Annotated in this window: 11 protein-coding genes and 1 tRNA gene; 4 read left to right on the top strand and 8 right to left on the bottom strand. The window is 57.7% G+C overall.

The annotated features are described in order from the left end of the window. Window positions 1-6 precede the first annotated feature (6 nt). The gene (locus tag JOE29_RS20160; RefSeq protein WP_004402570.1) at window positions 7-771 is read left to right on the top strand and encodes an SDR family oxidoreductase; all 765 of its coding nucleotides are present in this window, start codon (window positions 7-9) and stop codon (window positions 769-771) included. Window positions 772-834: 63 nt separating this feature from the next. On the opposite strand, the gene JOE29_RS20155 is transcribed toward JOE29_RS20160, so the two are convergent. Then, the gene (locus tag JOE29_RS20155) at window positions 835-2,757 is read right to left on the bottom strand and encodes a methyl-accepting chemotaxis protein (RefSeq protein ID WP_103362999.1); all 1,923 of its coding nucleotides are present in this window, start codon (window positions 2,755-2,757) and stop codon (window positions 835-837) included. Window positions 2,758-3,136: 379 nt separating this feature from the next. Between JOE29_RS20155 and JOE29_RS20150 the strand changes: the two genes are divergently transcribed. After that, window positions 3,137-5,017 carry a methyl-accepting chemotaxis protein gene (locus JOE29_RS20150; protein WP_024664293.1) on the top strand — a complete coding sequence of 627 codons (1,881 nt, stop codon included), beginning with the start codon at window positions 3,137-3,139 and terminating at the stop codon, window positions 5,015-5,017. A 164-nt stretch (window positions 5,018-5,181) separates the two neighbouring features. On the opposite strand, the gene JOE29_RS20145 is transcribed toward JOE29_RS20150, so the two are convergent. Then, entirely contained in the window at window positions 5,182-5,445 is a 264-nt protein-coding gene (locus JOE29_RS20145) for a hypothetical protein (protein ID WP_210079800.1), read from the bottom strand. Between the two features lie 131 nt (window positions 5,446-5,576). Next, window positions 5,577-6,719 carry an FMN-dependent L-lactate dehydrogenase LldD gene (gene lldD / locus JOE29_RS20140; RefSeq protein WP_210079799.1) on the bottom strand — a complete coding sequence of 381 codons (1,143 nt, stop codon included), beginning with the start codon at window positions 6,717-6,719 and terminating at the stop codon, window positions 5,577-5,579. A 130-nt stretch (window positions 6,720-6,849) separates the two neighbouring features. On the opposite strand from lldD, the gene JOE29_RS20135 reads away from it, so the two are divergent. Next, window positions 6,850-7,746 (top strand): LysR family transcriptional regulator, encoded by an 897-nt coding sequence (locus JOE29_RS20135; RefSeq protein WP_210079798.1) that lies wholly within the window; start codon window positions 6,850-6,852, stop codon window positions 7,744-7,746. A gap of 153 nt (window positions 7,747-7,899) precedes the next feature. On the opposite strand, the gene JOE29_RS20130 is transcribed toward JOE29_RS20135, so the two are convergent. Together JOE29_RS20130 and JOE29_RS20125 are read right to left on the bottom strand one after the other, a co-directional pair. Next, window positions 7,900-7,976 (bottom strand) — tRNA-Met (locus JOE29_RS20130). 117 nt (window positions 7,977-8,093) lie between these two features. After that, window positions 8,094-9,215 (bottom strand): J domain-containing protein, encoded by a 1,122-nt coding sequence (locus tag JOE29_RS20125; protein WP_210079797.1) that lies wholly within the window; start codon window positions 9,213-9,215, stop codon window positions 8,094-8,096. A gap of 338 nt (window positions 9,216-9,553) precedes the next feature. Between JOE29_RS20125 and JOE29_RS20120 the strand changes: the two genes are divergently transcribed. Continuing rightward, on the top strand, window positions 9,554-11,611 hold the full coding sequence (locus JOE29_RS20120; RefSeq protein WP_210079796.1) for a methyl-accepting chemotaxis protein: 2,058 nt from the start codon (window positions 9,554-9,556) through the stop codon (window positions 11,609-11,611). Window positions 11,612-11,676: 65 nt separating this feature from the next. Here the strand turns inward: JOE29_RS20120 and JOE29_RS20115 are convergent, their stop codons facing one another. From JOE29_RS20115 to gmd, 3 genes are all read right to left on the bottom strand, one after another. After that, window positions 11,677-12,789: a glycosyltransferase family 4 protein gene (locus tag JOE29_RS20115; RefSeq protein WP_210079795.1), complete on the bottom strand. Its 1,113-nt coding sequence runs from the start codon at window positions 12,787-12,789 to the stop codon at window positions 11,677-11,679. Window positions 12,790-12,904: 115 nt separating this feature from the next. Then, entirely contained in the window at window positions 12,905-13,801 is an 897-nt protein-coding gene (locus JOE29_RS20110) for a GDP-mannose 4,6-dehydratase (protein WP_004389949.1), read from the bottom strand. Further along, window positions 13,801-14,832, bottom strand: coding sequence for a GDP-mannose 4,6-dehydratase (gmd, locus tag JOE29_RS20105; protein ID WP_003414986.1), 1,032 nt, complete (start codon window positions 14,830-14,832; stop codon window positions 13,801-13,803). Before gmd ends, JOE29_RS20110 begins: the two co-directional genes overlap by 1 nt. Between the last annotated feature and the right edge of the window lie 477 nt (window positions 14,833-15,309).

Here is a 15,309-nt window from a genome sequence, read left to right as displayed (position 1 = left end):
TGCCGAATGAATCGTTTCACCCAGAAAGTCATCGTCGTCACAGGTGCCGGTTCCGGAATCGGCGAAGCGACCGCCAAACGTTTTGCCGAGGAAGGCGCAAGTGTCGTGCTGGTCGGCCGTAATCGCGACAAGCTGGCCAAAGTAGCCGCCCAACTGAAGGGCGAAGGACACTTGATCAGAGCCACGGATGTGGCCGACCCGAGCGACGTGGAAGCGCTGTTCAAGGAAGTGGCGACCCGCTTTGGGCGCCTGGATGTGCTGGTCAACAATGCCGGCATCGTCAAGTCCGGCAAAGTGACCGAGCTGGGCATAGAGGACTGGAAAGAGCTGATGTCGGTGGACCTGGACGGCGTGTTCTATTGCACCCGCACCGCCATGCCGGCACTGATCGCCAGCAAAGGCAACATCATCAATGTCTCGTCGGTGTCCGGTCTGGGCGGCGACTGGGGCATGAGCTTCTATAACGCGGCCAAGGGCGCCATCACCAACTTCACCCGTTCGCTGGCCATGGACCATGGTGCTGACGGCGTGCGCGTGAATGCCGTCTGCCCCTCACTGACCCGAAGCGAGCTGACTGAAGATATGCTGGGTGACAAAGCATTGATGGCCAAATTCATGGAGCGCATCCCATTGGGTCGCCCGGGCGAAGCCGAAGACGTCGGCGACGTGATCGCCTTCCTGGCCAGCGATGACGCGCGCTTCGTGACCGGCGTCAACCTACCGGTAGACGGTGGCCTGTCGGCGTCCAACGGGCAGCCGCCACAGGCCTGATTGTCAGCGGTGCAGAAACAATCAAGCCCGGTAAAGACCGGGCTTGATGTCAACGCAGGGTGATCAGATCCGGAAGTGGCTGACCATCGTCTGCAACTGCCCGCCCAAGCGCGCCAGCTCGACGCTGGACGCGGCGGTTTCTTCGCTGGCCGAAGCGGTCTGCTCGGACACATCGCGCACGTTGACGATGCTGCGGCTGATTTCCTCAGCGACCGCGCTTTGCTCTTCAGCGGCGGCGGCAATCTGCTGGTTCATCGCCTGAATGCTCGACACCGTTTGCGTGATGCTGCCCAGTGACGTGCCAGCCTTACGGCTGAGCGTTACGCTGCTGACGGTCAGTTCACGGCTGTTGAGCATGATGCTGGACACCTGACGCGTACCGCTCTGCAACGCAGCGACCAGTGTTTCGATCTCCACGGTGGATTGCTGCGTACGTTGTGCCAGGCCGCGGACTTCGTCGGCAACCACGGCAAAACCACGTCCGGCTTCACCCGCACGGGCCGCTTCGATAGCAGCGTTGAGCGCCAGCAGGTTGGTCTGTTCGGCCACCGCCTTGATGACGTCCATGACCTTGCCGATCTTGTCGCTTTCCTGCTCCAGCTGAGTCATGGCATCGGCGGAGCGACCCACTTCGTTGGCCAGACGCTCGATCTGGGCGATCGCTTCACCTACCACCTTGTCACCGTCACGCGCTTCGCGGTCAGCGTTGGAGGCGGCCTGCGAGGCCTGTTCGGCGTTGCGCGCCACTTCTGCAACCGTCGCCGACATTTCGTGCATGGCGGTGGCGACCTGATCGGTTTCGACTTTCTGGCTGTTGACGCCAGCGCTGGTCTGTTCGGTAACCGCCGACAGCTCTTCGGCGGCACTGGCGATCTGTACGACGCTGTCGCGAATACCGCCAATCAGCTCGCGCAGGGTGGTGCCCATGCGCTGGATGCCTTGCTGCAGAACGCCGAGCTCATCGCGACGTGTCACGGCCAGGGTCTGGGTCAGGTCACCGGAGGCAATACGGTCGACCACCGCCAGGGTTTCCTGCAGCGGACGGGTAATCTGCCGTGTGATGATCACTGCGGCAATGATGCCCAGAATCATAGCCAGCAATGTGCAGGTGATCTGAGTGGTACGCGCCTGTGCGCTTTCCTGATCGCGGCGATCCAGTTGCAGCTTGTACATGTCCTCGCTGATCTTGACGATATCCTGCCCTTGCGTGGTCATTTCCTTGCGCGCCTGGACAATCGTGCCCGTGGCCGCCTTGAAGTTTTGCAAGGTCGTCCGGTACGCCATCAACGAGGTTTCCAGCTGCCTGAGCTGATCGGCCTGAGTGCCACTGAAGGTCGTCTTGAGCGCGTCCAGATCCTTGATGGCCGAATCCAGTTTCGAAACAGCTGTCTGCTCGGTCTCGGGCGTGGCATTGGTGGTGTAGCCGCGCACTTCATAGCGCGCGACTCTCAAGTCATCTTTGGCATCGGTGACGAGTCGGTACTGCTCGAATCGGTTGGCGTCAGCCGGGTCCATGTTTCTGACTTCAGTCACGAGCTGCTCGAACACCGCGAGGCTTTTGCTCGCGTGGGTGGTCAGTTCATCGCGTGCAGCGGTGCTGGCCTTATAGCCACTGCGCATGTTGTTGAGGGACTTCTGGTAGTCAGCGATCACGATGCCCAACTGATCGAGCATTTTCAGGTTTTCGGGACTTTTGAACGAGGCCCGCAGTTTTTCCTGATACGCCTTGAAGCTGTCCAGCGAGGTCTGCACGGTTTCGGCAACCTTCTCGTCGCCGTCGGCCACCATGTACTGCAGGCGCGTTACGCGCAGTTTGGTCAACTGTGCATTGAGTGAAGTGATGTCACTCATCCAGTTGCTGCGATTGATCAGCCCGCCCATGCTGGTCCAGCCAGTCAGTGCAAGAATGGCTGTAAAAACAAGTACCAGACCGAAGCCAAGAGCCAGTTTCATATTCACGCTGATGTTTGCAAACCAGCTACTCATTAAATTCTCCAACAACTGCCATTAAAACGGTTTTATCCCTGAAAGGCATGGCATACAGGTCAGGGTGAGGTGAGGTACACAGACACTATCGGCAGGGAATGGCCAAGCTGAAATAAAAAATAAAGAAAGTTCCTACACGCTCCGAATATTTTTCCCCGGGCATATCATTTGCGCCGGCACAGCGTTATAAAGCAACGCGTAAGTCATTGAATTAGAAACGCCGCATTCCAGGAGGAGCGGCACACTGTCGGCTGTGTTTGCGAGATTAAAACCCTATCCGTTGCAGGCTCATTGTGGGTGCAGGGCATGACATTTTTTGTGTCGTAACTTGCTTTGACATTCGAGCCTGCTTCCAGCAGTCCTGTTGAGATGCCTTGTCATGAATTTGAAGTTTCGTCATAAGATTCTGCTGGCCGCGGCCGGTGTAGTGGTGCTGGCGTTCGCCTTGTTCACCTTTTACAACGATTACCTGCAACGCAAGACCATCAACCAGAACCTCGAGTCTTCCGTGGGCCAAGCGGGTCAACTGACTGCCAGCAGCGTCCAGAACTGGCTCAGCGGGCGCATTCTGGTGCTGGAAAATCTCACCCAGAACGTAGCTTTTCAGGGCGTCAATTCCGACCTCAGCGGGCTGGTATCGCAGTCTGCGCTGGTATCGACCTTTCAGTTCACCTATGTCGGTGACAGCAAAGGCGCGTTCACCCAACGGCCCAATGTGGACATGCCTGCGGGTTACGACCCTCGCCAGCGGCCGTGGTACAAGTCCACCGTCGACGCAGGCAAGACCATTCTCAGCGCGCCGTATCTGGCTTCCGTGGGTGGCCTGGTGGTAACGATCGCCAGCCCGGTCAAGGCGGCAGGTCAAGTCACGGGTGTCGTCGGCGGCGACCTGAGCCTCGACACGCTGGTCAAGATCATCAACTCGGTCGAGTTCGGCGGCCTGGGTTACGCCTTTCTGGTCAGTGGCGACGGACAGATCATCGTCAGTCCGGACAAGGAACAGGTAATGAAAAACCTCAAGGACGTCTACCCTGGCCAGACCATTAGCCTGGACGCGCGCCTGCGTGAGGTGACCCTTAATGGTCAGCAAAGGCTGCTGTCATTCACCCCCATCACCGGGCTGCCCTCGGCTGACTGGTACATTGGTCTGTCGATCGACAAGGAAAAGGCCTATGCGCCGTTAAGCCAGTTTCGCAGCTCGGCGATGGTTGCCGTGCTGATTGCAGTCGCCGTGATTGCGTTGCTGTTGAGCCTGCTCATTCGTGCGCTGATGCGCCCGCTGACCGACATGGGCCGTGCGATGCAGGACATCGCCCAGGGCGAGGGTGATTTGACCCGGCGCCTGAGTATTCAGGGCAAGGACGAGTTTGCCGCACTGGGCGGTTCGTTCAATCAGTTCGTGGAGCGCGTGCACGCCTCCATCGTCGAAGTGTCCTCCGCGACGCTTCAGGTGCATGACCTGTCGCAACGGGTGGTCAACTCCTCCAACTCGTCCATCGTCGGTTTCGATGAGCAGAGTGCCCGAACCAACAACGTCGCTGCAGCGATCAACGAGCTGGGTGCTGCAACCCAGGAGATTGCCCGCAACGCATCGGACGCCTCGATCCAGGCCAGTGAGGCCCGCAACCAGGCAGAAGACGGTCAGGTAGTGGTCGAGAAAACGATCCACGCCATGAGCGCGCTGTCGGCCAAGATCAGTGATTCCTGCACGCAGATCGAGCAACTCAACGCCAGCACCGAAAACATCGGCCATATTCTGGATGTCATCAAAGGCATCTCGCAACAGACCAACCTGCTGGCCCTTAACGCCGCCATCGAAGCCGCCCGCGCGGGTGAGGCCGGACGCGGTTTTGCGGTAGTTGCCGACGAGGTACGCAACCTCGCGCATCGTACCCAGACCTCTGCCGACGAGATTCACAAGATGATTGGCGGCCTGCAGACCGGCTCTCAGCACGCCGTACTCAACATGAATGAAAGCCAGACGTCGAGCCAGGAAAGTGTCGAAGTTGCCAATCAGGCGGGCAGTCGGCTGCGCGAGGTAACACGGCGCATCGGCGATATCGATGGCATGAATCAATCGGTCGCCGCTGCGACAGAAGAGCAAACTGCTGTTGTGGAAACACTCAATATCGATATCAATCAGATCAACACGCTTAATCAACAAGGCGTGGCCAACCTTAATGAAACGCTCAAGGATTGTGCTGCGCTTTCGCAACAGGCCGGGCGTTTGAAACAACTGGTCGACAGTTTCAAAATCTGACCGTATATCCAGTAACAAAGGTCGGGCCACTGACACTTGGTAGTTGGCCCGGTCTTCAAAAGCGAAAGAGTAACAGCACCAGTGCGTGGATGTTTCAGCAGCCCTGCTGGACCGTCCAGCGCAATCCGCCCATGAAAAAGCCTGCTCGGTGGCAGGCTTTTTGATCAGAGATCCTTTTTAACCTCTTTATCGATGTGCTTGTCAGCCTTGTGACGCTCTTTGTCGTCATGCTTCGCACCTTTGTCGACTTCGTCGGCGTCGTGCTTCACGCCCTTGTCCACTTCCTTGGCGTCATGATCGACACCTTTATCCAGCTCACGGTTATCGTGCCGGACACCCTTTTCCAGTTCACTCTCTGCAAAGGCGACTGGCGCTACAGCACCTATCAGGAAGAGGGCGGCAGTCATTGAGAGTACAAGTTTACGCATGCTTTGCTCCGTCATGAGAAATGCTGGCTCGTCTTGAACCATCATTTTCGAGCATAGACCAGACATTCAAAGTGAAAAATGCAGTTCGTCGAAAGGCCGACTCAAGTCACGATCCAGTCCAGCCGCGGCTGTCAAACAGCTGATTTAACCAGAATGCTTTCGTCGATCTGTTCAATCGAAGTCACCCCGGTTAACGTCATCGCCACATGCATTTCCCTGGCGAAAATATCCAGCATATTCTCGACGCCACGCTGCCCATCGGCGCCCAGCGCATAGGCCATCGAACGTCCGAGCAATACGCCCTTGGCGCCGAGGGCGAGCATGCGCACCACATCAAGACCCGAGCGAATGCCGGAGTCGGCCAGCACCGTCAGGTCACTGCCGACCGCCTGAACAATCGGCGGCAAAGCCTTGGCGGTGGACAGCACGCCATCCAGCTGGCGCCCGCCGTGGTTGGATACCACAATGCCGTCCGCGCCAAAACTCAGCGCATCCCTGGCATCCTGCGGATCGAGAATGCCCTTGATGATCATCGGGCCTTGCCAGAACTCACGAATCCACTCCAGATCCTTCCAGCTGATGGAAGGGTCGAAGTTATTCGCCAGCCAGCCCACATAATCTTCCAGCGTGGTGGCCTTGCCCAGGTATCTGGAGATATTGCCCAGATCATGAGGGCGACCGAGCAGGCCGACATTCAGCGCCCAGTCCGGCTTGGTCATGGCTTGCAGAATGCGTCGAGGCGCGGCATAAGGCCCGGACATGCCCGAGTGCGCATCGCGATAACGCGCGCCGGGTGTTGGCATGTCGACGGTAAAGACCAGCGTCGTGACGCCCGCCGCCCTGGCACGCTCCAGAGCGTTTTTCATAAAGCCACGGTCTTTGAGCACGTAGAGCTGAAACCAGATCGCCTGCTTGCTCTGCGACGCTACCTCTTCAATCGAACACACCGACACCGTCGACAGGCAGAATGGAATCCGCTTGTTCGCCGCGGCCTTGGCTGCCTGCACTTCACCCCGGCGCGCATACATTCCGCTCAGGCCCACGGGGCTGAGGACAATCGGCATGGCCAGGGTTTCGCCAAACAGCCTGGTTTCAAGACTCACGTTATCGACATTTTTCAGGACGCGCTGGCGCAGGCTGATATCGGCCAGGTTCGAACCATTGGCACGCAGCGTGTGCTCTGCATACGCACCGCCGTCAATGTAATCAAACAGAAAACGCGGGAGTTTGCGTTTGGCCGCTGCACGGTAATCGGATGCCGAAGAAATAATCATGACGTTTTCCTGAGCGAATAAATCTACGAACCAAGGCCGCCAGGGGGGAGCGGCAGGTTCAGATTACGGAAAAACCGACTATGATAAAAACAACTAATATAACTTGAATTCAGTCGGAAATCGAATACTTGTGAACCTTCGAACATTACGCACTTTTGTCGAAGTGGTACGTCAGGGTAGCTTCTCCCAGGCCGCTGACGTGGTATCGCTCACCCAGTCCACCGTCAGCAAGGCCGTCAAGACCCTTGAAGACGAATTGGGCACGCCGCTGTTGAGCCGCATTGGCCACCGCAGCGAACTGACCGCCGCCGGCGAAATCGTCTACCGCCGCGCCTTGACCCTGTTGGCCGAGCGCAACGATCTGCTGACCGAGCTCAACGACCTGCGTGGTTTGAAGGACGGCGTGCTGCGCATCGGTCTGCCCCCCGTGGGCAGTGGTGCGCTTTTCGCCGCCATGTTCACTCAATACCGCGCCCGCTATCCGGATATCGATATTCAGCTCACCGAACACGGCGCGAGCAAACTGCATGAGTGCCTGGCTTCGGGAGAAGTAGAGCTGGCAGCACTGCTGAAGATGAACTCGTTCAGTGAAGAGTTTGATTACCAGGATGTGCGTATCGAGCCCGTGGTGGTGGTCATGGCAGCGAACCATCCATTGGCCAAGCGCAAACGAGTCGTCATTGAAGACCTGGCCGAAACGCCGTTTATCCTCTTCGAGGCGGGGTTTGCACTGAACACCATGATTAAACTGGCATGCGACCGCAAGGGCGTTACGCCCAAAGTGACTGCACGCAGTGGTCAGGTCGACTTTATTGTAGATCTGGTCTCGGCAGGGTTGGGTGTCGCATTCTTGCCGAGAATGCTGGCGCTGAAGCACTATCACGACGGGATTCGATTGGTTGCGCTGAACGAGCCGGATACGGATTGGCATATGGTGTTGGCATGGCGCAAGAACGCGCACTTGTCACCTGCGGCCGAGGCCTGGTTGACCCTCGCCAGGGAAACCCGTCTCCCGACGACGTCCTGAATTTGCGCGGATCATCCAGGAGGCGTGATTGAAGCATGCGCATGGGGGGCATAAGAGTGGTGACAAAACAGGAAGGCCAGAAACAAGAAAGCCCGCACGAGGCGGGCTTCTTGTTGATTCACAGTTATCAGAAGAAAACTGTGAATCGGTACTTGGTGGCTACACAGGGACTTGAACCCCGGACCCCAGCATTATGAATGCTATGCTCTAACCAACTGAGCTATGTAGCCAAGTGGCGCGCATTATTCTCGGAGAACGCATATGTGTCAAGCGTTGTTGTGAAAAATAATTGCGTGCGATCAACCGGTTAGGTCGAAGCCCGGGTTGGAGTCAGGTTTTTCGGGCTTTCAGCGCAACAGGGTCTCCAGCATTTCCAGGTCATCGAATTCTTCTACTCTCTCCAGCATCTCGGCCATCTCCCGTTGATCCCTGAGCCAGACTTTAAGGCTTTTCGGGTCGGTCAGTAACTGCAGTTCGTCCTGTTCCTCGTCGAGATGCTCCCGTATGGCGTTGACCTGCCTGGCACATTTTGTGTTGGCAGTCTTGGGTTTGAGGTCCTCGTACGGGTCCATCAGGAATTGTTCCCGGATCAGCATCTTGCGATCATGGATCTCGTCTTCCAGCTCTCTGAGCTGTTCGCTCAGGATCCGGTTGAAATGCTTGAGGCGCTTGTCGGAGATGCTGTCGATGTGGCTCTGATCGATTTGCTCGATCTCCATTTGCATCTGTAGCAGCGCCAGCAGGTTGTCATTTTCATAGGCCTCGTTGACCCGTTGCATGAGCGCCGTTTTTCGCTCGCGCTCATCGGCATCCTGTTCACGGTCCGGGTGCAGCGCGCTGGCCAGCTTGCGGTAAATTTCGCGCAGTGACTGGCTGCCTTCAGCCTCTTCCTGCTCACGACGCAGTTCGCTGGCCGTCGGCTTTTTCGGCTTCTGTGCGCCTTGCGCCTGCTCGGCCTGTTCTCTCAGCTTCTCTTCAACATGCCGAGTCACGTCTTCGAGGGAGTCCAGGTCGACATCGTCGTCCAGTTCCACGCCCAGATCTTCTTCCAGCGATGATTTGAACCGCTGTCTTTGCAGGCGCTCCTCCTCGTCGTAGTCGTTGCCGGTGTATTTGAAGTAGAGATGCTTCAGTTCTTCATCGTGTTCGCCGCCAATGAGCGATGTGGTCAGGTCGCAGATAATATCGAGCAGCGTGGCTCTGTCTTTTTTGGCCAGGCGGAACTGATCGAAAGCTACGTCAAGCAAGCGCAGCTTGTTCATCTCGTTCGCGGCCTGCTCACTGAGCATCGGAACCAGTTCTTCGATCCACAGCTTTTCGCAGGTGGCTGAAATCGAGAGCCACTGCTGCAAAAGCTTGCGCCTGGCTTCGAGCTTTTCCATCAGCGTGTTGAATTTCTTCTGACCGGCGCTCAATTGCGGCCTGGACGGTTGCGCGACGATACGTGGCGAGGCGGGTGGGGCGGTCATGAAGACCTCCTTGATGGCGAGAGCACTGCTGCGTGGTGGTCGATTGTCGTTCTCCAGTCTACTTTTTTAGACCTTTTTGCGGGATGAATAAATGGCTGCCGTAAAGCACTCTTTCGTCTGCCGAGCGGTCCGGTTCTTGCTTGGATGTGCCTGATAGCTCGTTTGAGAAGCTTTTTGACGCCAAAAACAATGAATGGCGACACTTTGCGTACCAATCTGAGGCGACGCGTATCGCCATTGAAACAAGAACATGGCATTTTGCTGTTAGTGTTTTTCCAACAAAAGGCATCGCCTCTGTTTTTGCAGATCTGGCAGGTGTTCACCGGGAGTCGCAGGACATGAACAGTCTTTTGTCACCAGGCATGCGCCTGATGGGACATTTTGGTTTTGCTCGCAAGTTTCAGGTCTTGTTCCTGCTGTTCATGTTGCCGCTGGCGGGCAGCGCATGGGTCATCACCAAGGAGTACAGCAACAAGCTCGATGTCATTTCCGGGGAGCAATCCGGCGTGCGTCAGTTGCTGGCGCTCGACGATCTGAACGTCGAGCTGTCCGCCCAACGCGATCATGCCGCACGCTGGAAAGCCGCCGACATCCTGCGCGAGCCGACTCCGGCTGCAAAGGCTGCCATGGCCAGCGTCGATGCAGGCATCCCTCGCATTGCCAAGGCGCTTGAGGGTGTTCAGGCGGTACTGGTCGAAGAAAAAGCACCTGCCGATACCATGAACCGTTTCAAGGCGCTTCAAGCCGCCGTCACCGGTCTGGACACGGCATCATTGCGCACGGTGGGCTGGTGGCCTGATGGCTACGACCGATTCACTACGGTGCTGAACCTGGTGCAGGCACTGCGCGAGCAGATCGCGATGGACAGCGGTTTGATTCTCGACCCCTGGCTTGAAACCTACATGCTCATGCAGCTCTCCACCCAGCAAGTGCCGGACCTGATCGAGCGTATCGGTCGTCTGTCGAGTGTGGGGCAGACGTCAGTGGCATCGGGTCAGTTCAGCTTGCAGAGCCGTCTGCAAATGCGCGACCTGCGTGGTCGCATCGATGACTCCAAGGACCAGATGCAAAAGGCTGCCGGCCTGCTGCTGTCCAAGCTTCCCGAGCAGTTGCAGCCGTGGGCCGACAAGTACGCTGCAGTAATGCAAGTGCTGGAAGCACAGCTTAAGGTGATTGATGACGGTGTTTTCGGCGGCAGTATCAAGCTCAAGCCGGAAGAGTTCGAGAAGAGCATCGACACCCTGACCGGCAGCACGACGGAGTTGCGCAGGCAGTCGCTTGAGGCGCTCAACGGACGCCTCGATTACTACCATGAGAGCTCCAACACGGAGTTCATCCCGATGGCGTTGGTCTTCTGTGTTCTGGTGATCATGGCGATCTATCTGTTCGCCTGTCTGCAATCCTCGATTCGCAACAGCGCTAGAGGCATCACCACGCTGGCTGAATCCCTGCGTGACGGCAATCTGTGTGTGGAAGTCGCTGTGCAAGGCCGTGACGAGCTGGCTGCCATCAGCCGCGCGCTGAACGTCGCAGTGATGCAACTGCGTACCAGCCTGCTGGGCGTCAATCAGGAAACGGTTCGCGTCGGCGATGCGGTGCTGACGCTAAATGCCCAGTCCAGTGGAACGCTGAGCGAGGTCGAAGACCAGCAACAACAGATCAGTCAGATCGCCGCCGCAGCCACCGAGCTGGCTGCCACTTCTCAGGGCGTGGCCAGAAGCTGTGAGCAGGCATCGGAAAGCGCCAGGCAGACCCGTCAGATTGCTCAGCAAAGCAGCCAGGACAGCCAGCGCACCACTGACAGCATTCAGCAGCTCAATCAGCGGCTGACCGAAACTGCCGCTGCGCTGGGCCGCGTCAGCGAGCAGGGCCAGCAGATCCAGTCGGTGGTGGATGCCATTCGCGGCATCGCCGAACAGACCAACCTGCTGGCCCTCAACGCAGCCATCGAGGCGGCGCGCGCCGGTGAGCAAGGCCGCGGGTTCGCGGTGGTTGCCGATGAAGTGCGCAGCCTGTCCCAGCGCACCCAGGCCTCGACCGCTCAGATCGCCGGCACGGTCGACAGCCTGCGCTCCACCGTGACGCAGGCGGTCAACCTGATGGAAGCGGCCTGTGGACAAGCCGTCAACGATGCGCAGTCGGTGACCGGTCTGGGCGTCCGCCTGGGCGAAATCGCCATAGCAGTGCAAGGTGTGACCGATACGCTGGCGCAGATATCGACCGCCGTGGAAGAACAGGCGACGACCGCCGATGAAGTGAGCAGCAACATCCAGCAGGTCGATCAGGCCGCAGGGCGTTTGCTGGAAGGTGCCCGTGCGGTCAATCAGGCGGCGGATACGCTGAGTCAGGGCAGTCGGGCGCTGAATGACAATACGGCGCGGTTTCGCTTGGGGTGATACGCCAGGTGTGGTCAGTAAAAAGCCCCAGTGATGGGGCTTTTTTATTCGTCGAGAGACGACATTCATTTCAGCAGGTCGTGATAAACCTGCACAGTCGACGCGCACATTCTTTCTGCGGTGAACACCTCGTGGAAACGTGCCAGCGCATTCTCGCCGAAGCGGGCCGCTTGCTCCGGGTCTTCCCACAAGCGGCGCATCGCTTCGCGCAACGCCAGCGGATTTTCCGGTGGTACTGCCAGACCGGTTTCTTCGTCGATATTCACGTAGGTAGTGCCGGTGCCGATCTCGCAGGAGATCATCGGCTTGCCATACATCGAGGCTTCAAGCAGCGAGATGCCGAACGCTTCCGAGCGTAGGTGGGAAGGGAAGACCAGGGCATAACACATCTGCAGCAGACACGCTTTGTCTTCATCGTCCAGTCGACCGAGAAACAGCACGTTGCGCAGTTGCAGTTTCTCAGCCTGCTCCTTCAACTCGGCCTCCTGAGGCCCGCCGCCGAGGATCACCACCGGGTAATCAACGCCCTCCAAGGCACTGAGCAGTGTGTGCAGGCCCTTGTAATAGCGCAGCACGCCGACGAACAGAAAGAACTTGCCCGGCACGCGCTGTTGCCATTCTGAGCGTTTCTGCGCCGGGACCACCGGATAGGCCGACTGATCCAGCCCGTAGGGCACGACTACGGTCCTGTCGGCGAAGGGTTTCAGGGTCTCGCTGGTCTGCAGGTAATTGGGCGAGGCCACCAGAATGCGGTCCATGCGTTTGAGAAACTGGTTCATCAACGGGCTGTACAGCTTCAGCAGTGTGCGCTGCTTGATGATGTCCGAGTGATAACTGAGCACCGTTGGCCGGCCATGGCGGGTGGCGAAATGCACCAGATCCATCAGCGGCCAGGGGAAATGAAAATGAACCAGATCGGCTTCTGCGGCCATCTCTCTGAACTGACTGAAAACGCTGGCAGAAAAGCCCGTGGACGCCAGATTGAAGTTTTCCTTCACGCGCGTGACCTGATGGTCGGCGACCTGCAGGCGAGCGGGTGAGGGGGATGGGCTCAGCGTCAGCACCTGGCTTTCTACATCCAGCGCACGGCAGCCCTGAGCGAGCTGGAAAATGACCTGCTCTATCCCGCCGGTGGTGTCCGGGTAGTAGGTTTTGAAGAAGTGAAGAACCTTGATCATCGTCTGCCTGATTCAGCCATGCGTGCTGAGTCGTTCACCACGGGCTTTAAGGGTGTTTAAAAAGGAAAGGCCTGTCTACCAGGTAGACAGGCCTTATTTTGTAACTGCCCACCAATCAAGCGGAGGGCAACATCCAGCTCAGGGTTTCCCGAAGCGGCGGGGTCTCCCAGTCGTGGACCAACGCGCGCAGGCGAGCGTTGTTGCCGCACAAGGTCTTGACCTCATTGGCCCGGACAAACGCAGGGTTCACCTGAACGTCGATATCCTGGCCCGTGATGTCCCGGCACATGTCGATCACTTCGCGCAGCGAGTGGGTCACGCCAGAGCTGACGTTGATCGTCTGCCCGACCGGGCGGGCTTCCAGCAGACCGCGGTAGGCGCTGACAACAGCGCGCACGTCACTGAAATCACGCCACACATCAAGGTTGCCCAGTTCGATGGTGCTGGCCTTGCGTGCGAAGTGCGAAACGATCTTGGGCAGCAGAAAGTTCTCTGCCTGCCCGACGCCGGTGTAGTTGAACGGCCTGGCGATGACGATGGGCAACCTGGCGTGCCAGAGGCTCGCCATGTATTCCATCGCCAGTTTGCTCACGGCATAGTCGTTGGCCGGTGCGGGCGGAGTCGTTTCATCCAGCATGCCGGATGAAGCATTGCCGTAGACATTGGCGCTGCTCGCCAGCAACACACAGTCAGGCACCTTGCCGCAGGCATCGATCGCCTCAAGCAGGTTGCGGGTGCCGATCAGGTTGACCTGATAGAAAGCATCCGCTGCTCCGTGCCCGACGAACGCCAATGCTGCGAGGTGCACGACGATATCCGGCTGAGTGTCTGCCAGCAGCTTGCGAAGACCTGCCACGTCTGCCAGATCCACCTGGTAGTAGCCGGGACTGTCCGAAGGCTGACTGCCGACGCCGAGGACTTCACAGCCCTGGGCGGCAAGCTCGTTCGCCATGAAACGGCCTGTAAAGCCGTTGATTCCGGTGATCAGTGCGCGCTTGCCAGCAATACTCATCAGAACGAAAAGCCTTTTTCATTACGACGCAGATCCGCTTCGACCATCATGCGGCACAGCTCTTCCAGATTGGTCTTCGGTTCCCAGCCCAGGACTTCCTTGGCTTTTGCAGGGTTACCGATCAGCAGCTCGACTTCGGTTGGGCGGTAGAATTTCGGATTGACCGAAACCAGTACCTTGCCAGTGTCTGCACAAATGCCTTTTTCCGACTCGGCTTCGCCTTCCCACTTGATGGTCACGCCAGTGGCCTTGAATGCCATGCTCACGAAGTCGCGTACGGTTTCGGTGCGGTTGGTGGCCAGGACAAAGGTGTCCGGCTCATCAGCCTGCAGCATGCGCCACATGCCTTCGACGTATTCCTTGGCGAAACCCCAGTCGCGCTTGGCGTCCATGTTGCCCAGTTCGAACGACTCGATCAGGCCCAGTTTGATCTTGGCAACCGAATCGGTGATCTTGCGGGTCACGAACTCACGGCCACGCAGTGGCGACTCGTGGTTGAACAGGATGCCGCTGGTGGCGAAGATGTCGTACGACTCACGGTAGTTGATGGTCATCCAGTGCGCGTAGAGCTTGGCGACGCCGTACGGGCTGCGCGGGTAGAACGGAGTGCTTTCTACTTGCGGGATGGCCTGGACCTTGCCGAACATCTCGGAAGTCGATGCCTGGTAGAAACGGATCTTGGTGTTGACGATGCGGATGGCTTCCAGCAGGTTGACTGCGCCGATGCCGGTGATTTCGGCAGTGGTCAACGGCTGTTCGAACGACACGCCCACGAAGCTTTGTGCCGCGAGGTTGTAGACCTCGGTAGCGCCAGTGGTTTGCAGCAAGCGAATGCTGGCAGACAGGTCAGTCAGGTCATACTCGACGAGATGCAGATTAGGGTTGTTCTGGATCCCGAGCTCTTCTATACGCCAGAAATTGACGGAGCTGGTACGGCGATAGGTGCCGTAAACGGTATAGCCTTTTTCGAGCAGCAGCTCAGCCAGGTAAGCGCCGTCTTGACCAGTAATGCCGGTAATGATTGCTTTCATGCTATGTCTTTTAACTCCATCGAAGAACGGGGCCCCGGATTATTATCGAGGCTTGTACTGTATGTCTGGTGTGCAATGATACAGGTTAGAAAGCCTATATACGACTGTTTCACCCATAGATCCTTAGCTTTCAAGAGTGAGTGATCCGCGATCCCGAGTGTCTGGTGGTGCAATCGCTATGGCCATGAGGCATCATTGGGAGTCTTCAATCTCCGTCATTTTTCAAACGGGCGCTGGCTTGCCAGAAAATAGCTGATTTTTCGATGTTTTCTACCGTCAGACCCGGCTGGGCTTCATGAACAATTCAACTATAAAGCGGGGATTTGTAGACTAGACGGTGACTATTCCAGCGAAGGCGATATAGTGCGCCCCCAGAAACCTTTTCTGCTTTTTACGTATCGCGGCTTCGTATGCCTCTCACACGGCGAGCCTCGACCGAGACCCTGAGTAACGTTGCGCGAAACGGAAACACTCAGG

The sequence above is a fragment of the Pseudomonas sp. PvP009 genome, assembly GCF_017832995.1.
In the GTDB taxonomy this organism is placed as follows: domain Bacteria; phylum Pseudomonadota; class Gammaproteobacteria; order Pseudomonadales; family Pseudomonadaceae; genus Aquipseudomonas; species Aquipseudomonas syringae.
The sequence above is the reverse complement of the archived record's forward strand: the minus strand, read 5'-3'. Positions and strand labels throughout refer to the sequence as shown.